Annotated in this window: 16 protein-coding genes; 4 read left to right on the forward strand and 12 right to left on the reverse strand. The window is 72.3% G+C overall.

The features are described 5' to 3' along the window. Window positions 1-85 precede the first annotated feature (85 nt). Together deoC and ABLE53_RS17015 are read left to right on the forward strand one after the other, a co-directional pair. Window positions 86-760, forward strand: a complete 675-nt coding sequence (gene deoC / locus ABLE53_RS17010; protein ID WP_348860251.1) for a deoxyribose-phosphate aldolase — start codon at window positions 86-88, stop codon at window positions 758-760. A gap of 14 nt (window positions 761-774) precedes the next feature. Then, on the forward strand, window positions 775-1,959 hold the full coding sequence (locus tag ABLE53_RS17015; protein ID WP_348860252.1) for a hypothetical protein: 1,185 nt from the start codon (window positions 775-777) through the stop codon (window positions 1,957-1,959). Window positions 1,960-1,975: 16 nt separating this feature from the next. Here ABLE53_RS17015 and ABLE53_RS17020 read toward each other — a convergent pair whose 3' ends face one another. Beyond that, window positions 1,976-2,995: a hypothetical protein gene (locus tag ABLE53_RS17020; protein ID WP_348860253.1), complete on the reverse strand. Its 1,020-nt coding sequence runs from the start codon at window positions 2,993-2,995 to the stop codon at window positions 1,976-1,978. A gap of 88 nt (window positions 2,996-3,083) precedes the next feature. Here ABLE53_RS17020 and ABLE53_RS17025 point away from each other — a divergent pair, with 88 nt between their 5' ends. Beyond that, the gene (locus ABLE53_RS17025) at window positions 3,084-3,671 is read left to right on the forward strand and encodes a TetR/AcrR family transcriptional regulator (protein ID WP_348860254.1); all 588 of its coding nucleotides are present in this window, start codon (window positions 3,084-3,086) and stop codon (window positions 3,669-3,671) included. A 16-nt stretch (window positions 3,672-3,687) separates the two neighbouring features. On the opposite strand, the gene ABLE53_RS17030 is transcribed toward ABLE53_RS17025, so the two are convergent. Further along, on the reverse strand, window positions 3,688-4,788 hold the full coding sequence (locus tag ABLE53_RS17030) for an adenosine deaminase (RefSeq protein ID WP_425474886.1): 1,101 nt from the start codon (window positions 4,786-4,788) through the stop codon (window positions 3,688-3,690). Between the two features lie 35 nt (window positions 4,789-4,823). Here ABLE53_RS17030 and ABLE53_RS17035 point away from each other — a divergent pair, with 35 nt between their 5' ends. Beyond that, entirely contained in the window at window positions 4,824-5,279 is a 456-nt protein-coding gene (locus tag ABLE53_RS17035) for a MaoC family dehydratase (RefSeq protein WP_348860256.1), read from the forward strand. A gap of 26 nt (window positions 5,280-5,305) precedes the next feature. Here ABLE53_RS17035 and ABLE53_RS17040 read toward each other — a convergent pair whose 3' ends face one another. The 10 genes from ABLE53_RS17040 to ABLE53_RS17085 all read right to left on the reverse strand — a co-directional run bounded on the left by ABLE53_RS17040 (window position 5,306) and on the right by ABLE53_RS17085 (window position 18,698). Beyond that, complete coding sequence (locus ABLE53_RS17040; RefSeq protein WP_348860257.1) at window positions 5,306-6,586, reverse strand: thymidine phosphorylase; 1,281 nt, start codon at window positions 6,584-6,586, stop codon at window positions 5,306-5,308. A gap of 79 nt (window positions 6,587-6,665) precedes the next feature. Further along, window positions 6,666-7,061 carry a cytidine deaminase gene (locus ABLE53_RS17045; RefSeq protein WP_348860258.1) on the reverse strand — a complete coding sequence of 132 codons (396 nt, stop codon included), beginning with the start codon at window positions 7,059-7,061 and terminating at the stop codon, window positions 6,666-6,668. Then, window positions 7,061-8,416 (reverse strand): ABC transporter permease, encoded by a 1,356-nt coding sequence (locus tag ABLE53_RS17050; RefSeq protein ID WP_348860260.1) that lies wholly within the window; start codon window positions 8,414-8,416, stop codon window positions 7,061-7,063. Before ABLE53_RS17050 ends, ABLE53_RS17045 begins: the two co-directional genes overlap by 1 nt. Beyond that, window positions 8,413-9,606 (reverse strand): ABC transporter permease, encoded by a 1,194-nt coding sequence (locus tag ABLE53_RS17055; RefSeq protein ID WP_348860261.1) that lies wholly within the window; start codon window positions 9,604-9,606, stop codon window positions 8,413-8,415. The genes ABLE53_RS17050 and ABLE53_RS17055 overlap by 4 nt, the downstream gene beginning before the upstream one ends. Beyond that, window positions 9,603-11,120, reverse strand: a complete 1,518-nt coding sequence (locus ABLE53_RS17060; protein ID WP_348860263.1) for an ABC transporter ATP-binding protein — start codon at window positions 11,118-11,120, stop codon at window positions 9,603-9,605. The genes ABLE53_RS17055 and ABLE53_RS17060 overlap by 4 nt, the downstream gene beginning before the upstream one ends. Window positions 11,121-11,235: 115 nt before the next feature. After that, window positions 11,236-12,351 carry a BMP family lipoprotein gene (locus ABLE53_RS17065; RefSeq protein WP_348860264.1) on the reverse strand — a complete coding sequence of 372 codons (1,116 nt, stop codon included), beginning with the start codon at window positions 12,349-12,351 and terminating at the stop codon, window positions 11,236-11,238. Window positions 12,352-12,466: 115 nt separating this feature from the next. Then, window positions 12,467-13,666, reverse strand: coding sequence for an amidohydrolase (locus tag ABLE53_RS17070; RefSeq protein ID WP_348860265.1), 1,200 nt, complete (start codon window positions 13,664-13,666; stop codon window positions 12,467-12,469). A gap of 19 nt (window positions 13,667-13,685) precedes the next feature. Continuing rightward, window positions 13,686-14,699 carry a methylmalonyl Co-A mutase-associated GTPase MeaB gene (gene meaB, locus ABLE53_RS17075; RefSeq protein ID WP_348860266.1) on the reverse strand — a complete coding sequence of 338 codons (1,014 nt, stop codon included), beginning with the start codon at window positions 14,697-14,699 and terminating at the stop codon, window positions 13,686-13,688. A 4-nt stretch (window positions 14,700-14,703) separates the two neighbouring features. Continuing rightward, window positions 14,704-16,893, reverse strand: coding sequence for a methylmalonyl-CoA mutase (gene scpA, locus ABLE53_RS17080; RefSeq protein ID WP_348860267.1), 2,190 nt, complete (start codon window positions 16,891-16,893; stop codon window positions 14,704-14,706). Then, a complete protein-coding gene (locus ABLE53_RS17085; RefSeq protein WP_348860269.1) occupies window positions 16,890-18,698 on the reverse strand; it encodes a methylmalonyl-CoA mutase family protein in 1,809 nt (602 codons plus the stop codon). Before ABLE53_RS17085 ends, scpA begins: the two co-directional genes overlap by 4 nt. Between the last annotated feature and the right edge of the window lie 118 nt (window positions 18,699-18,816).

An 18,816-nucleotide genomic window follows, 5' to 3' on the forward strand; every position in this document is an offset into this window, starting at 1 on the left:
GGTTTCGTCCGAGGCGGACCCGGTCCATGGTGGTGGGCGGCGTACGCGATGTCCACGGGACCACGGCGGCGAATATCCTGTCCCGGTGCCCACCACCGACGAGATCGCCCGGCTCATCGACCACACGCTGCTGAAGCCCGAGGCGACCCGCGCCGACGTCGACGCGCTCATCGCTGAGGCCGCCGAGCTCGGTACCTACTCGGCCTGCATCTCGCCCTCGATGCTTCCGGTCACGCTGCCCGAGGGCCTCAAGCTGGCCGTGGTCTGCGGCTTCCCGAGCGGCAAGCACACCTCCGCGGTCAAGGCCGCCGAGGCGGCCGAGTCGGTGGGTCTCGGGGCCGACGAGGTCGACATGGTCATCGACATCGGGGCCGCCCGCGAGCACAGGTACGCCGACGTACAGGCCGACATCGCCACCGTCCGCGCCGCGGCGCCGACGCCCACCGTGCTCAAGGTGATCATCGAGTCGGCCGTGCTCAGCGACGAGGAGATCGTCGGCGTCTGCCGCGCCGCCGCCGACGCCGGCGCGGACTTCGTGAAGACGTCCACCGGCTTCCACCCGGCGGGCGGCGCGACCGAGCACGCGGTCCGGCTGATGGCCGAGACCGTCGCGCCTGCGCTGGGCGTCAAGGCCTCGGGCGGCATCCGCACCCGCGAGCAGGCCGAGGCGATGATCGCCGCCGGCGCCACCCGGCTCGGGGTCTCCGGCTCGCGAGCGATCCTCACCGGGTCCGCGGGCTCCGCCGGGTCCGGCTACTGAGCCGCCGACGAAGCGTGCACGCCCAGGTCATCGTGCTCGCCGGGCCGTCCGGCTCCGGCAAGTCCCGGCTCTCCGAGCGGCTCGGGCTCCCGGTCCTGAGGCTCGACGACTTCTACAAGGACGGCGGCGACCCGACCCTTCCGCTGATCACCGCGGGCTCCCCTTCGAGACGCCTCGTCCCTCGGCTCCTCAGGACGAGCAACGCGGGCCTCGTCGACTGGGACCACCCGGACTCGTGGCTGCCGGAGGACGCCCTGAAGGCGCTGGCGTCGCTGTGCGAGACCGGCGTCGCCGACGTACCCGTCTACGACATCGCCGGCGACGGCCGGACCGGCTGGCAGCGGCTCGACCTCGACGGGCACCGGCTCTTCGTCGCCGAGGGCGTCTTCGCCCAGGACATCGTGGCCGGCTGCCGCAAGGCGGGGCAGCTCGCGGCGGCGTACTGCGTCACCCAGCACCCCCTCGTCACCTTCTGGCGAAGGCTGACCCGCGACCTGCGTGAGCGCCGCAAGCCTCCCTTGGTGCTGCTCCGGCGCGGGCTCGCGCTGATGCAGGCGCAGCCCGCGGTCGTGGCCGACGCGGTCGCCAAGGGGTGCACGGTCGCCACCCCGGAGCAGGCGTACGCCGGCGTACGACGCCTGCTCGCCGCGCAGTCGCCCGCGGCGCTGCCGTGGGGCGACGGGCTGCGGCAGCCCGACCCGATGGCCTGCGGGCCGACCGCGGCCGTGGTGGCGCGGATGCTGCGCGACCCGGAGTACGCCGCCGAGTCGCTCCCCCGGTTCGCCGAGGTCGTCAGCGACGTCCACCGGCGCTTCGCCCGGCCGGTCTCGCGCTGTCGGCTGCCGCAGCGTCCCTGGCCGCGGCGGCTCGGCACGGCGTACTGGTCGCTCGCCGGCTGGCTGCGCGACGTCGAGGGCACGCGATACGTCCTGCGGCAGGCCTACCTCGACCCCGCTGCGGCGTACGACCGGCTCCACCGGGCTGCCTCGGCCGGGCGGCTCGCGGCGGTCTACGTCGGCACCCGGACGCTGCCGCGCCACATCGCGCTCGTGGTGGGCGCCCGCGGCGACGGCCTCGCCGTCTTCGACCCCGCCGACGGCCTCGTCCACGAGGTCATCCGCGCCGACTTCGTCGGGCGGCGGCTGCGTCTCGGCGGCTGGCCGCGGCCGTGGACGGTCGTCGTCCCGTCCGTGGGCTGAGCGTGCCGAGACCCGCTCAGACCTCGAGCGCCTCCTCGATCTCCTCCTCCACGTTCTTCGGCCCGGCCTCGTGCCGGGCCCGCGGCGCGGCACGCCGTACGCCGTAGGCGTAGAGCGCGGCGCCGCCCACGAGCCAGCAGGCCAGGACCACGATGGGCCGCGCCGTGCCGTGCCCGTCGAAGAACGCGAGGCCGCGCAGCAGGTCGCCCGTCGCCCCCGGCGGCAGCAGCTGCCCGAGCGCGCCCCACGGATCGGGCAGCAGCTCCGGGGCGCTGGTCAGCCCGGAGAGCGGGTTGCCGAGCACGATCAGCGCCACCGCGGCGAGGCCGAGTCCGATGCCGCCCAGGGTGGTGCGGAGCCCGAGCACCGCGAGCGCCGTGGCCCCGATGCCGAGCATCGCGCCGAGCGAGGTCGTCAGCGTGTGCCCGTCGATGGTGCCGATGACGTACCTGAGCGTCAGCGCGAGGGCGAGCCCGCCCACGACGGCCAGCCCCAGGGCCGCGACCAGGCGGTGACCGGGTGTGCGGAGCACCATCATGATGACGAGCGCACCGATCCAGCCGCCCAGTGCCATCGGCAGTGCGCCAGCGGCCAGGCCCGCGCCGTGCGGGTCGTCGGACGGGAACGCGCGGACGTCGGTGACCGTCGCGGTCGAGCCGCTCGCCTCGGCCGTCTCCTGGCCGAGCCGCTCGACGAGGGTGGCCACCGACGGGCTCGCGGCCGTGGCCACGAGCGTCGTGACCCGGCCCGGCTGCGTGAGCACGACCGCGCCGTACTCGTCGCGGTCGAGGATCGCCGTGCGGGCGGCCGCCTCGTCCGGATACATCGACAGCTCGAAGCCGTGCGCCTGCAGCTGGAGCCGGGCGGCCGCCTCCGGCGTACCGACGACGCCGACGGGGACGTCGTGCGGGGCCGAGCGGGCCGACGGCAGCGCGAAGGCGATGAGCAGGACGACCAGGATCGCGGCGACGCCGACGATCGTGAGGACGATGCGGCGCAACCCGTCGGTGGGCGGGGTCGTGGTGGTGTCGGCCATGACATTCCTCGTAAAGATACGGTTCGTTTCTTAGGTCGATACACCGTAGACTGCCGCAGCAAGAAACGGCAAGTATCTTGGAGGCGGGATGGCCGGGCGGCGCAGGCACGGCGAGGAGCTGGAGCGGGCGATCCACGCGGCGGTGCTGGCCGAGCTCGAGGAGCGGGGCTACGCCGGCACGACGTACGACGGCGTGGCGGCTCGCGCACGGACCAGCAAGCCGGTCCTCTACCGCCGCTGGCCCACTCGGGCCGAGCTGGTGCTCTCGGCGCTCATCGCCCGGGGCAGCGCGACGCTGAGGGTGCCCGACACCGGCTCCCTCCGGGACGACCTCACGGGCATGCTGCGCAGCCTCGGCCGGATCCTCGACGGGGTGGCCGACCGGCCGTCGATGCTGCGCCTGCTCGCCGAGTCGGAGGCGTCGAGGGCCGAGTCGCTGCGCACTCTGCTGCTCGCCCGCGGCGCCGAGCTCCTCGGCCCGGTCCTCGACCGCGCGCGGGAGCGCGGGGAGCTCGGCACTCATCCGCTCCCGGAGCGCGCGCTGTCCCTGCCGTTCGACCTCGTCCGGCACGAGGTCCTGCTCGTCGGCCGGGCCGATCCCGACGTCGACAGCATGGTCACCGACGTCGTCCTGCCGCTCTACACCGCACTGAGCGGCGCGCCCGACGGCTCGTGATGCGGCACCCGAGGCCTCACAGGCCGGCGTACGCCTCCTTGATCCGGTGGATGACCTCGACCCGCTGGTCGTAGGGGTAGAACGCCGACTTCATCGCGTTGACGGTGAGCTTCTCGAGATCGGCGAGGGTGTAGCCGAACGCCTCGACCAGGCCCCACATCTCGGAGGTCATCGAGGTGCGCGACATCAGCCGGTTGTCGGTGTTGACGGTGACCCGGAAGCCGAGGTCGTAGAGCAACCCGATCGGGTGCTTCGCGATCGACGGCGCGGCGCCGGTCTGGACGTTGGAGGCCGGGCAGAGCTCGAGCGGGATCCGGCGGTCGCGGACGTACGCCGCCAGCCGGCCCAGCACGGGGGCTCCGGACCCGCCGGCGGTGATGTCGGTGGTGATGTCGTCGACGAGGCGTACGCCGTGGCCGAGCCGGTCCGCGCCGCAGGGATGCACCGCCTCCCAGATCGACGGCAGCCCGAAGCCCTCCCCCGCGTGGATGGTGAACCGCATGTTCTCGGCCGCCAGGAAGTCGAAGGCGTCGATGAACCGGGTCGGCGGGTAGCCCTTCTCGGGTCCGGCGATGTCGAAGCCCGCCACGCCGCGGTCGCGCCACGCCACCGCGAGCTGGGCGATCTCCTGCGCGCGGGCGGCCTGCCGCATCGCCGTCAGCAGCTGGCGTACGACGACCGGCCGGCCCTGCGACGCGGCGGCCGCCATGCCGTCGGCGAATCCCTGCTGGACGGCGGCGACGACGTGCTCGAGGTCGAGCCCGCTGCCCACGTGGAGCTCCGGGGCGTAGCGCACCTCGGCGTACACCACGCCGTCGGCGACGAGGTCCTCCACGCACTCCCGGGCCACCCGGGTGAGCGCATCGGGGGTCTGCATGACCGCGAGGGTGTGCACGAACGTCTCGAGGTAGCGCTCGAGGGAGCCGGAGTCGGCGCTGGTCACGAACCACTCCTCCAGCGCCGCCGGGTCGGTCGCCGGCAGCTCGTGGCCGACCTCCGCCGCCAGCTCCACGACCGTGGCCGGCCGGAGGCCGCCGTCGAGGTGGTCGTGCAGGAGCACCTTGGGCGCGGTGTGGACCACGTCACGCGTCGGGAGCGGAGCAGCGGTAGGTTCCATGCGAGTCATCCAAGCATCTAGGAGCGAGGGAGATCATGCGGGAATTCACCACCTTCGACGAGATCAAGGCGGCCGCCGGCGAGGACATCGGCACCAGCGACTGGATCACGATCGACCAGGACCGCGTCAACGCCTTCGCCGACGCGACCGGCGACCACCAGTGGATCCACGTCGACGTCGAGCGGTCCAAGAACGGCCCGTTCGGCGGGACGATCGCCCACGGCTACCTCACGCTCTCCCTCGTGCCGTGGTTCGGCAGCCAGGTCTTCTCGCTCGCCACCCCGGGCGCGCGGCTCAACTACGGCGCCAACAAGGTGCGCTTCCCCCACCCGGTCCTGGTCGGGAAGCGGGTCCGCGCCCACGTCGCCTTCGGCGACTTCACCGACCTGCCGTCGGGCAAGCAGCTGATCATCACGTACACCATCGAGATCGAGGGCGAGACCAAGCCCGCCTGCGTCGCCGAGACCGTCGTGCTCATGCTCGAGCAGTAGCCCGTGGGCCGGCGCCGACCCGTCGGTCAGGAGATCCGGTCGAGGACGAGCGGCGTGGGGGTGAAGGCGTCGCCGACGGCGTACGCGTCCTCGAGTGCCTCCAGCGCCCGCGGGATCCGCTCGGGGGTGTCGGTATGCACCGTGAAGAGCGGCTGGCCGGCCGTCACCGTGTCCCCCGGCCGGGCGTGCCACTGCACGCCCGCGGCGGCCTGGACCGGGTCCTCCTTGCGCTCCCGGCCGGCGCCGAGGCGCCAGGCGGCGAGGCCGACGGACATGGCGTCGAGCCGGGTGAGTACGCCGCCGGCGGCCGCCGTCACGACGTGCTGCTCCGCAGCGACCGGGAGGGGCGCGTCGGGGTCCCCGCCCTGAGCCTCGATCATCGCCCGCCAGGCGTCCATGGCGGACCCGTCGGCGAGCCTGTCGGCCGGGTCGACGCCGTCCATCCCGGCGGCGGCGAGCATCTCCCGGGCGAGCGCGAGGGTGAGCTCGACGACGTCGGCCGGCCCGCCGCCGGCGAGGACCTCGACGGCCTCGGCGACCTCGAGCCCGTTGCCCGCGGTGAGCCCGAGCGGCGTTGACATGTCGGTGAGCAGCGCGACGGTGCGTACGCCGGCGTCGGTGCCGAGGTCGACCATCGTCCGGGCCAGCTCGCGCGCGGCGTCGGCGGACTTCATGAACGCGCCGGTGCCGACCTTGACGTCGAGCACGAGCGCGCCGGTGCCCTCGGCGATCTTCTTCGACATGATCGAGGAGGCGATGAGCGGGATCGACTCGACCGTGCCGGTGACGTCCCGCAACGCGTAGAGCTTCCGGTCGGCCGGCGCCAGCCCCTCCCCGGCCGCGCAGACGACCGCCCCCACCGAGTCGAGCTGGGCGAGCATCTCCTCGTTGGACAGCGTCGCCCGCCAGCCGGGGATCGCCTCGAGCTTGTCGAGGGTGCCGCCGGTGTGGCCGAGCCCGCGACCGGACAGCTGCGGGACCGCCGCGCCGCAGGAGGCGACCAGCGGTGCCAGCGGCAGCGTGATCTTGTCGCCGACCCCGCCGGTGGAGTGCTTGTCGGTCGTCGGCCGCGACAGCGAGGCGAACGACATCCGCTCGCCCGTCGCGATCATCGCCGTCGTCCAGCGGGCGATCTCACGGCGGGTCATCCCGTTGAGGACGATGGCCATCGCCAGCGCCGCCATCTGCTCCTCGGCGACCGCACCGCGGGTGTAGGCGTCGACCATCCAGTCGATCTGGCCGTCGGAGAGCTCACCGCCGTCGCGCTTGGTGATGATCACCTCGATCGCGTCATGGCCCCCGGTCATGCCGCCGCGTCCGTGGAAGAGCAGCAAGGATACTGACGCGGCGGCCTGACAGGCTCGATGGTCGCTCGCTGGTGCTCGCTCATGCAGGATGCTCCAGGTCGAAGGCGTCGGGGAGCACCTCATCCATCCGCTTCACCCCGGACCGCGTGAGCAGCTCGCACGTGGGTCCGCCGTTCTCCCAGAGCAGCTGGCGGCACCGGCCGCACGGCATGAGCAGCTCGCCCCCACCGTCCACGCAGACCACGTGGGTCAGCCGACCGCCGCCGGTGAGGTGCAGCTGGGACACCATGCCGCACTCGGCGCACAGCCCGACGCCGTACGACGCGTTCTCGACGTTGCAACCGGTCACGACCCGGCCGTCGTCGACGAGACCGGCGACGCCGACGGGGTAGCGGGAGTACGGCGCGTAGGCGTGCCCCATCGCGTCGACGGCGTGTGCGCGAAGGTCGTCCCAGTCCACGGATCCGGTGCCCATCAGCGCGTCTCGTACGGCTCGCCGTCGGCCGCCGGCGGACGGGCGCGGCCGAGGAATCCGGCGACGGCGACGATCACGGCGACGTAGGGCATCGCGGTGAAGAGGTACGACGCCGCGGGCTGCACGGTGTTGAACTGCACCTGGAGGCTGACCATCATGCCGAAGAAGAGCGCGCAGAAGGTCGCCCAGATAGGGTGCCAGCGGCCCATGATCACGGCCGCCAGGGCGATGAAGCCCTTGCCCGCGGACATGTCCTGCTGGAAGGGGCCGGTGTCGCCGACGGTCAGCGCCGCGCCACCCAGGCCGGCGACGACGCCGCCGAGCAGGACCGCCTGCCACCGCAGCCGGTTGACCTTGATGCCGACGGTGTCGGCAGCGGTCGGGTGCTCGCCGACCGCGCGAGCCCGCAGCCCCCAGCGGGTCTGGAACAGCAGGAACCAGACACCGACGATCGCCACGTACATCACGTAGACGATCACCGTCTGCTGGAAGAGGATCTTCCCCACGAACGGGATCTTGTCCAGGCCGGGGATGCCCACGTCGTCGAGCAGCACCGGGCGGTTGAGCCAGGCGTTGGCGCTCTCGTTGCCACGGAGCTGGCCGTAGAAGAACGAGGTCAGTCCGGTGGCGAACGCGGTCAGCACGACGCCCACCACCACCTGGTTGACCCGGTAGCGCATCGCGAAGAGAGCGAGCAGTGCGGCGATGGCCACCCCGCCGAGGATCCCCCCGGCCATGCCCAGGATGGAGCTGAGCTGCTCGGGCATGCCGTGGATGTGGGCGGCCAGGGTGGCGACCGCCGCGGAGAGGAACGCCCCCAGCAGGAACTGACCCTCGATGGCGATGTTGATGACACCCGCCCGCTCGCACAGACAGCCCGCGAGCGCGCCGAGGACCATCGGCGTGGCGTAGTGGATGCCCTGGCTGAACGGCTCGACCACCGTCACCTGGGTGCCGCTGCTCGACTGGTCGACGAAGTTCCACAGATAGAAGCCGACGAAGAACGCCGCGCCGAGCAGCAGCGAGACCAGGCCGCCTCGCCAGCCTCGCGGCACCCGGTTGAGCGCCGCCAGCACCAGCACGACCAGCGCGATCGCCGTACACGTGATCTGGATCGGGGTGATGTCTATGTTCTTCGGCGGCTTGCTCGCGCCGCCGCCGCCCAGCCAGCCGCCGGCACTCTGCTGGGCGCCGAAGAGCACGTGGGGATCACTGGTCGAGAGCCAGAAGTACAGCAGCAGCGCGGCGGCCACGACACTGGCCACGACCAGCTTCACCTGGCGATGTACGTCGGCGCGGTCGCGCACCTGCGCGGGCGCGCCGCCCGCGACCGGGTCGGTCACAGCGGCTGTCATCCACCCCACCCCTTCGTGGCGAGCGTCTGCTCCTTGCTGATGACCCGCAGTCGTACGATCTCGCGCACCAGCGCCGGAGCGGCGACGAACATGACGATGAGGGCCTGGATGACCTCGGTGAGCTCGGCGGGCGTGCCCGCGGCCGCCTGCATCGAGGCCGACCCCGTCTGCAGGCCACCCCACAGGACGCCGGCGAGGACGGTGCCCAGGGGCGTCGCGCGGCCGAGCAGGGCGACCGTGATGGCGTCGAAGCCGATCGAACCGCCGGTGCCCTGGGTCAGGTCGTTGTTTTGGCCGAGGATCTGCATCGCCCCACCCAGACCGGCGAGCAGGCCGGCGAGCGTGAGCACGACCGTGGTCACCCGGGCGATGCTCATGCCCGCGGTCCGGGAGGCCTCCGGGTTGACGCCGACGGCGCGCATCTCGAAGCCCCAGGTCGTCCGCTCCAGCAGCCACCAGACGCCGATCGCCGCGACGAGGGCGAGGAGCACGCCGCTGTGGAAGCCGAGGATCTTCGGGAAGAGGGCGTTGTCGTCGACCCTCGGGGAGGTGGGGTTGGTCTGACCCGGACGGATCCAGGCGGGCTTGGTGAGGAGATACCACAGCGCGTACTTCGCGACGTAGTTGAGCATCATCGTGGTGATGACCTCGTGAGCGCCGGTGCGGGCCTTGAGGATCCCGGCGATCGCGCCCCAGAGCGCGCCGCCGACCACCGCGGCGATCAGCGCCACCAGGAGGTGGGCGACGCCGGGGATGTGCCAGTGGAAGCCGACGAACGCGCACAGCGCCGAGCCGGCGATCAGCTGCCCCTGGGCGCCGATGTTGAAGAGTCCGGCGCGGAAGGCCAGGGTCACGCCCAGCCCGGCACACACCAGCGGGGCGGCGTACTCCAGCGTCGTGGAGATCTGGCTGCCGCCGCCCACCGCCCCGGAGACCAGCGCACGGTAGGAGTCGCCCACCCGCTGGAGGACGAAGCCGATGTCGCCGCGTCCGAGGGCGTGCAGGCTGTCGGGGTCGGTGAAGATGATGAGCAGCGCGCCGACGACGAGGGCCAGCACCACCGCCACCAGCGTGGTGACCGCGGAGGGCAGCATTCCCTGGACGACCCGCGCCACGGTCGCCGACGACACCGGCGAGCGTCGTGGCGACCGCGTCGCGGTGCCCGGCGCCTTCTCGACGGGCCCGCTCATGCCACGGACTCCTCCTCGTCGTAGGCGCCGGCCATCAGGAGGCCGATCCTCTCGCGGGTGACGTCCGGCGCGACGGTGGCGACGATGCGGCCGTCGTACATCACCGCGATCCGGTCCGAGAGCGCGAAGATCTCGTCCAGCTCGGTGGAGACGAGGATGACCGCGGTGCCGGCATCCCGCTCGGCGACGATCCGCTGGTGGATGAACTCGATCGAGCCGACGTCGACGCCGCGGGTCGGCTGCGAGGCGATGAGCACCCTGAGCGGGCGGGAGAGCTCCCGGGCGACGACCACCTTCTGCTGGTTGCCGCCGGACAGGGACGTGACCGGCTCGGAGGGGCCCTGCGTCCGGATGTCGAACTGCTCGATCCGCTCGCGGGCGTTCTGCTCGATCGCCGACATCCTCAGCGCGGGGCCGGTGGAGAACCGCTCGTCGCGGATCAGGTCGAGGACGAGGTTCTCCGAGACCGAGAAGGATCCGACGTAGCCGTCGTGGCCGCGGTCCTCGGGGATGAAGCCGATGCCGGACTCCAGGCTCGCCCGCGGCCCGGCCCGGGTGATGTCACGGCCCTCGAGCAGCACGGATCCTGCGTCGGGCGCGACCAGGCCGAGCAGCGACTTGATGAGCTCGGTCTGACCGTTGCCCTGGACGCCGGCGATCCCGAGGATCTCCCCGGCGCGCGCCTCGAAGCCGACACCCTTGACGACCTCGTGGCCGCGCGGGTCGTAGACGACGATGTCGCGCGCCTCGAGGACCACGGCGCCCGGGGCCGCCGGCTTCTTGTCCACCACGAGCTGCACGCTGCGGCCGACCATCATCTCGGCCAGCTGGGCCTCCGGCACGGTGGGCTCGGCGGTGCCCACGACCTTCCCGCGGCGGATCACCGAGATCCGGTCGCCGACGGCCTTGACCTCGCGGAGCTTGTGGGTGATGAAGATGATCGAGGTGCCCCGCTCCCGCAGGCGGCGCATCACGTCCATGAGCTCCTCGATCTCCTGGGGGGTGAGCACGGCCGTCGGCTCGTCGAGGATCAGCACCTCGGCGTCATTGGCCAGCGCCTTGATGATCTCCACCCGCTGCTGGACGCCGACCGGGAGGTCGCCCACCAGCGCGTCGGGGTCCACGGCGAGGCCGTACTGGTCGGAGAGCTCGCGCACCCTGGTGGCGGCCGTCTTCCGATCGAGCACGCCGCCGCGGCGTACGGACTCGTGACCGAGCATGACGTTCTCGGCCACCGTGAACACCGGGACCAGCATGAAGTGCTGGTGGACCATGCCGATGCCGGCGGCGATGGCGTCCGCAGGGCCGGAGAGGTCCAGCACCCGGCCGTCGGCCGCGATCCTTCCCTCCGTCGGCGTCAGCAGACCGTAGAGCATGTTCATCAGGGTCGACTTGCCGGCGCCGTTCTCGCCCAGCAGGCAGTGGATCTCGCCGGGCTCGATGGTGAGGTCGATGTGGTCGTTCGCGGTGAAGTCACCGAACCGCTTGGTCAACCCCTGGATCTCCAGGCGCATGGCTACCTCCCTCGTGCCGGCTCGGGCTGCGGAACCGACCCTAACCGTCCGCTGGCCCCGTGAGCAGCGACGGCCGAGGCGGGTTCGCGCCCGCCCCGGCCGTCCGCCGAAGATGTCAGCTGAGTCCGAGCGCCGACGGGTCGGACTCGATCTGCTTCTGGTAGTCGGCGATCTTGTCCTTGAGCTCCTGCGGGACCTGGGAGTCGAAGTCGTGGAACGGCGCGAGGCTGACGCCCTCGTTGGCCAGCGTTCCGACGTACGGCTTGTTGGTCCACTTGCCGGAGGCCGAGGCGACGACGCCGGCGATGGTGGCCGTGTCGACCCGCTTCTCCACGGAGCTCAGCAGGATCGACCGGTAGTCGGCCTCGGAGGTGTAGCCGTCGGTGTCGACCCAGATGGCCAGGTTGCCGGACGACTTCGCGGCCTGCAGGGCGCCCTCACCGCAGCCACCGGCGACCGGGAAGAGGATGTCGGCACCCTGCTGGATCTGCGTCTCGGCGATCGACTTGCACTTCGAGACGTCGCCGAAGTCGTTGGAGAAGGAGCCCTTCTTGCCGTCCCAGCCGAGGACCTTGACGGACTTGCCGTTGTCCTTGTTGTACTGGGCGACGCCCTTGATGAAGCCGTCCATGTAGATCGTGACCGACGGGATCTGCACGCCGCCGAGGGTGCCGACCGTCCCCGACTTGGTCATCCCCGCGGCGAGGTAGCCGGCGAGGAACGCGCCCTCGTCGGTGGCGAAGGTGAGCTCCTTCAGGTTCGCGGGGATCTTCTTGCCGTAGGAGTTGTCGATGATCGCGAAGTCGACCTTCGGGTTCGCCTTCGCGGCCGCCAGGGTGGCGTCGGCGAGCAGGTAGCCGGCGGAGGTGATCTCGTTGCACCCCTGCTTGACGAGCGTCTTGAGGTTGTTGGCGTAGTCGGAGTCGGCGCTGGACTGCAGCTTGGTGGTCTGCACGCCGTAGGTCTTGCCGGCCTGGAGGAGGCCCGCGAGCGAGGTCTCGTTGAACGAGTGGTCGTTGAACCCGCCGGTGTCGGAGACGATGCATGCCTTGAAGTCGGGGTAGGTCTCGCCCGTGCTGCTGGCCGAAGCGGAGGCGCTCGAGGAGCTTCCGGCGGCGCTGGAACCCGCGTCCGAGGCGTTGTCGTCACTGTCGCTGCTTCCGCAGGCCGCCAGGGACAGAGAGAGGGTGGCCGCGACCGCCACCACCGCAATACGTGCCGTCTTGGTCACGGCTCCTCCTGTACAAAAATTTCACGCGAAAGTACGGCCCGGCGGGTCGTACCGGGTCACCATAGTGGCGGCCACCGGACGTTCAGCGCCGTAGCTCGAATATTTTTCGCGGTTGTTACCTCATGGTGACCAGGGCGCGGACGGCCGCTCCCGCGAGCACCTTCGCGCCGACCGGGACGGCCCGCTCGTCGATCCGCAGATCGCCCTGGTGGAGGTCGTAGGTCGGGCCGCCCGGCGTACGCACGCCGAGGCGCATCATGGCGCCGGGCACCTGCTCGAGGTACCAGCCGAAGTCCTCGCCCCCGAGGCTCTGGCCGGCGACGGCGTGGCCGCGCTCGCCGAGAGCCTCGCGGACCGCCTCGGTGAGGATGCGGTGAGACAGGTCGTCGTTGACGACGGGCGGCACGCCGCGCTGGTAGTCGACAGCGGCGGTCACGCCGTAGGGGCTGACCAGCTCTGTCACCACCTCGCGGACCACCGCCTCGCACTCCGCCCAGGCGTCGCTGTCGAGGATGCGCACGGTGCCGCCGACAACCCCGGTGCGCGGGATGACGTTGGGAGCCTGGCCGGCGTTCACGACGCCCCAGACCACGCTGACACCGGAGCGCGGATCCATCCGGCGGGAGAGCACGGCGGGGAGCTCGGTCGCGACCTTGGCGAGCGCGAAGACGAGGTCGCCGGTGAGATGCGGACGGGAGGTGTGGCCGCCGTTGCCGGTGAGCCTGACCTGCACCCGGTCCGCGGCGCTGGTGAGCGGGCCGGCGCGGAGCCCCACCCGACCGACGTCGACGGCAGGGTCGCAGTGCAGCGCGAAGATCCGGTCGACGTCGTCGAGCACGCCGAGGCTCATCAGGTGGAGCGCGCCGCCGGGCATGACCTCCTCGGCGGGCTGGAAGAGCAGCCGCACCCCGCCGTCGAGCCGGCCGTCGCGGTGGAGGTCGGCCAGCGCGAGCGCCGCACCGACAAGGCAGGCGGTGTGGACGTCGTGGCCGCAGGCGTGGGCGACGCCGGGCACGGTGCTCGTCCACGGGTCGTCGGTGTCGTCGTCGACCGGGAGCGCGTCCAGGTCGGCGCGCAGGGCGACCCGTCGGCCGCTCGTGCCGAGGTCGGCGACCACGCCGGTCGAGGACAGCCGCTCCACGCTCCAGCCGGCCTTCTCGAGCCGCTCCGCCACGAGGTCCGACGTACGGTGCTCCTGCCACGACAGCTCGGGGCGAGCGTGCAGGTCCCGGCGCAGGTCGATCAGCTCGGCCTCGTGCTGGGAGACCGACGGGACGATCGACTGGGTGATCAGGGTGGCGGGATCGGTCGGCATGACCTACCCAGGGTATCGGTCAGCGACCGTCGTACGCCGCGAGGATCCGGTCGGCGGCGACCGTGGCGGGCAGCTCGCCGGCGAGCACGGCGGCGCGGATCTCGTCGCGGACGGCCCTCACACCGGGCGACTGACGCAGGCGCTGGTCGAGCTCGTCGCGGACAAGGGCCCAGGTGAAGTCGAGCTGCTGCTCGGCCCGCTTGGCGCGCAGTCCGTCCTCGCCGAGGTGGGCGCGGTGGCCGAGCACCTGGTCCCACACGCCGTCGACACCGACGTCGTGCAGCGCGGAGCAGGTGACGACCGGCGGCGCCCACTCCCCCTTGGCGCGGACCAGCCGCAGTGCCCCGGCCAGCTCGCGGGCGGCGGCGCGCGCCTCCTGCTCCCGGTCGCCGTCCGCCTTGTTGACGGCGATGACGTCGGCGATCTCGAGGATCCCCTTCTTGATCCCCTGCAGCTGGTCGCCGGTGCGCGCGAGGGTCAGGAACAGGAACGTGTCGACCATCCCCGCCACCGTCACCTCGGACTGGCCGACGCCGACCGTCTCGACCAGCACGACGTCGTACGACGCCGCCTCGAGGACCGCCATCGCCTGGACCGTCGCCCGGGCGACGCCGCCGAGCGTGCCCGCCGACGGCGAGGGCCGGATGAAGGCGTTCGGGTCGACCGAGAGCCGCGCCATCCGCGTCTTGTCGCCGAGCACCGAGCCGCCGGTGCGCACCGACGACGGGTCGACGGCGAGGACGCCGACGCGGTGCCCCTCACCGGTCAGCCGGCTGCCCAGCGCCTCGATGAACGTCGACTTCCCGACCCCGGGGACACCCGAGATCCCGACGCGCACGGCACTCCGCCGACCTGCGGCTCCGCCGCGGGCGGGGGCGCGGTTGCGGACCGACTCGAGCGCCACCAGCAGCTCGCGTGCGATCTCCCGGTGGGCCGGCTTGCTGGACTCGACCAGCGTGATGGCCCGGGAGACGGCCGCCCGCCTGCCTTCCGCGATCTGTTCGACGAGCTGGTCGGGGTCGATCTGTGGCATCCGCTCAGTGGCCGAGCTGCTCGCGCAGCCGGGCCAGCAGGTCGAGCGCGGAGTCGGCGATGACCGTGCCCGGCAGGAAGACCGCGGCGGCGCCCATCCGCTCGAGGGTGGGTACGTCGTCGGGCGGGATCACGCCGCCGACGACGATCATGATGTCGGGGCGGCCGTGCTCGGCAAGCGCCTTCTTCAGGGCGGGGACCAGCGAGAGGTGGCCGGCGGCGAGGGAGGAGACGCCCACGATGTGCACGTCGTTGTCGACGGCCTGCTGGGCGACCTCCTCCGGCGTCGAGAAGAGCGGGCCCACGTCGACGTCGAAGCCGAGGTCGGCGAAGGCGGAGACGACCACCTTCTGGCCGCGGTCGTGCCCGTCCTGGCCCATCTTGGCGACCAGGATGCGGGGACGGCGGCCCTCCGCCTCCTCGAACTCCTCGGTCGCCCTCAGGACGGCGGCGACCTTGCTGTCGCCGGCGCCGGTGGCCTCGTCGCGGTACACGCCGGAGATCGTACGGATCACCGCCTGGTGCCTGCCCCACACCTTCTCCAGCGCCTCGGAGATCTCCCCGACGGTCGCCTTCGCCCTGGCGGCGTCGACGGCGAGCGCGAGCAGGTTGCCCTCCAGGCCGGGGCCGGGCTGGGAGCCGGCGGCACGGGTGAGCGCCTCCAGGGTCCGGCGTACGTCGTCGTCGGACCGCTCCGCGCGGAGCCGGTCGAGCTTGGCGACCTGCTGCTTGTAGACCTCGTCGTTGTCGACCTTGAGGACCTCGAGCGGGTCTTCGGCCGGGAGCCGGTAGGTGTTGACGCCGATGACCTTCTGGGCGCCGGAGTCGATCCGCGCCTGGGTGCGGGCCGCGGCCTCCTCGATGCGCATCTTGGGGATGCCCTGCTCGATCGCCTTGGCCATCCCGCCGGCGCGCTCGGCCTCCTGGATGTGGGCCCAGGCCTTCTCGGCGAGGTCGTGGGTGAGTCGCTCGACGTAGTACGAGCCGCCCCACGGGTCGATGGTTCCGGTGGTGCCGCTCTCCTGCTGGAGGAGCAGCTGGGTGTTGCGCGCGATCCGCGCCGAGAAGTCGGTCGGCAGCGCGATCGCCTCGTCGAGGGCGTTGGTGTGGAGCGACTGGGTGTGGCCCTGGGTCGCCGCCATCGCCTCGATACACGTCCGCGCGACGTTGTTGAAGACGTCCTGGGCGGTGAGGCTCCACCCGCTGGTCTGGCTGTGGGTGCGCAGGCTCAGGGACTTGGGGTTCTTCGGGTCGAACTGCCTCACCAGCCGCGACCACAGCGCGCGGGCGGCGCGCATCTTCGCGACCTCCATGAAGAAGTTCATCCCGATCGCCCAGAAGAACGACAGCCGCGGGGCGAACGCGTCGACGTCGAGGCCGGCATCGAGGCCGGTCCGGATGTACTCGACCCCGTCCGCGAGCGTGTAGGCGAGCTCGAGGTCGGCGGTCGCGCCGGCCTCCTGCATGTGGTAGCCGGAGATGGAGATGGAGTTGAACCGCGGCATCCGCTGGGCGGTGTAGCTGAAGATGTCGCCGATGATCCGCATGCTCGCCAGCGGCGGGTAGATGTAGGTGTTGCGGACCATGAACTCCTTGAGGATGTCGTTCTGGATGGTCCCGGCCAGCTCCTCGGGCGGTACGCCCTGCTCCTCGGCGGCGACGATGTAGAGCGCCATGACGGGGAGGACCGCGCCGTTCATCGTCATCGACACCGACATCTGGTCGAGCGGGATCCCGTCGAAGAGGGTGCGGGTGTCATAGATCGAGTCGATCGCCACGCCCGCCATGCCGACGTCGCCGCGGACGCGCGGGTGGTCGGAGTCGTAGCCGCGGTGGGTGGCGAGGTCGAAGGCCACCGAGAGACCCTTCTGCCCGGCCGCGAGGTTGCGCCGGTAGAACGCGTTGGACTCCTCCGCGGTCGAGAAGCCGGCGTACTGGCGGATCGTCCACGGCTGGGTCGTGTACATCGTCGGGTACGGCCCGCGCAGGAACGGGCTCAGGCCCGGGTAGGTGTCGAGCCCGTCCAGGCCCGCCACGTCGCCGTCGGTGTAGAGCGGCTTGATCTCGATGCCCTCGGGGCTGTGCCAGGAGCCGACCGCATCGGTGGTCGAGCCGCCCGAGCCACTAGGCGAGCGCGTGTCGAGACCACCCGGGCCCGCCAGCGGCAGACCGCGGAAACTGGCCGGAATCGTCATGCGAGCTTCTCCCTCGTTGCGGTCAGGAACGCGAGCGCGTCCACGCCGACGGACGCGGCGTCGTCGACCTCCGCGTCCACGGCGTCCGGCTTCCCGGCGATGATCACGTGGGCGGCGCCGGCGGCCCGGAGCGCCTCGACGGCGGCCGAGCCCCAGTCGGCGTACGCCGCGTCCGACCCGGCCAGGCAGACGACCGGCGGCGCGCCGGCGGCGGCGTACGTGCCGACGAGGTCCTCGACGCCGCTCGTGGCGCCGGCGAGCTCGACGGCGATGCCGCCGGCGGCGAAGAGGTTGGTCGCGAAGGTCGCCCGCGCGGTGTGCTGGGCGATCGGGCCGAGGGTGGCGAGGAAGACCGGCCGGGCGGCGGGCTCGTCGCGCAGCGCCTCGAAGTCGGCGCCGTAGCGCCGCACCCGGTCGTTGAGCGGGTCGGGCTCACGCTCGGGAAGCGCCTCGGCGAGGTTCGGGAACTCCGAGAGCCCGGTGAGCGGCCGCTTGCGGCGGGCGATCTCGGTCCGGCGGCGCTCGACCACCGCGGCGACCCGCTCCTTGAACGCGGCGAAGCCCTGGCCATCCTCCCATTCGGACTCGATCCGCTGGAACTCCACCCAGGCGGCCTCGGCGAGATCGGCGGTGAGCCGGTCGACGGCGTACGCGCCACCGGCGGGGTCGGCGACCGCGGCGACGTGGGACTCGTCGACGAGCAGGTGCGAGACGTTGCGCGCGATCCGGCGGCCGAACGCGTCGGGCAGGCCGAGCGGGCTGTCGAAGGGAAGCACGGTCACGGCGTCGGCCCCGCCGACGCCGGCGGCGAAGGCGGCGACGGTGCCCCGGAGCATGTTGACGTACGGGTCGTACTTGCTGAGCATCGGCCGGCTCGTGGCCGCGTGGATCCGCATGCCGGTGGCCGAGCCCGCCGCGACCCCGGAGTGCTCGAGCACGCTGGCCCACAGCCGGCGGGCCGCGCGCAGCTTGGCGATGGTCGGGAACTGCTCGTCGGTCGCGGCGTACCTGAACTCGACGAGGCTCGCCGCCTCCTCGACGGAGAGGCCGTGGCCGGTGAGCCAGCGCAGGTAGGCGACGCCGGCGGCGACGGACCAGCCCAGCTCCTGGGCGTCGCTCGCACCGAGGTCGTGAGCGGCGGTCGCGTCCACGACGAGCGCGCGTACGCCGGCGGCGCGGGCCAGGTCCGCGACGACGCGGAGCTCCTCCACGCCCTCGTCGACGGCCACCAGGAGGTCGCGCAGCATCGCGCCGAGCGGGTCGGCGCCGAGGTTGCCGTCGGGGTGCGGGGTGATCCCCTTCTCCTGGGCGAGGGTGAGGAACGCCTGGGCGACCTCGCTCGTGGCCGTCGGCGCGTCCAGGACGACCGGCGCGAGGTCGAGGAGCACCCCGTCGAGCACGGTGGCGAGGTCGGTGGTCTCGTCGGCGGAGACCCACAGCGACGTCACGCCGCCGTCGAGGTCGGCGAGCGCTGCCTCGTTGGCCTGCTTCGCCTCCGGGCCCGAGACCAGCGCACGGATGTCCCACGACCCGGCCCGGGCCGGCCGCCGGCCCGGCACCGGAGCCGCCGCCGGCGTACCCAACGGAGTGACGGCGAGGCCGTCGAGCGTCGTCCGCGTCAGCCTGTCCCAGACCGCCGAGTCGGGGTCGCTCTCGGCGAGGCGACCCACCTTGCGGAGTACCCCGGCGGCCGCCTTCTCCCACTCCTCGCGCCTGTGAGCGTCCTCGGGCTGGGCCAGGGCGAGCGTGCCCTGCTCGGGGGTCGGCGCCTCCGGCGGTGGTGGCGTCGCGCTGGCGTCGGTCATGACGGGCACCTTAGGAAAGGGAGAGTGGCGGGCGCCACAGAGTGTGACGTTTACGACCGTTAACCAGAGTGCCCCTGATCCGGGCGGAGCGCGAGAGACGTTCACACGACATCCACCT

Source organism: Nocardioides asiaticus, from assembly GCF_040049175.1.
GTDB classification, from domain to species: Bacteria; Actinomycetota; Actinomycetes; order Propionibacteriales; family Nocardioidaceae; genus Nocardioides; species Nocardioides cheoyonin.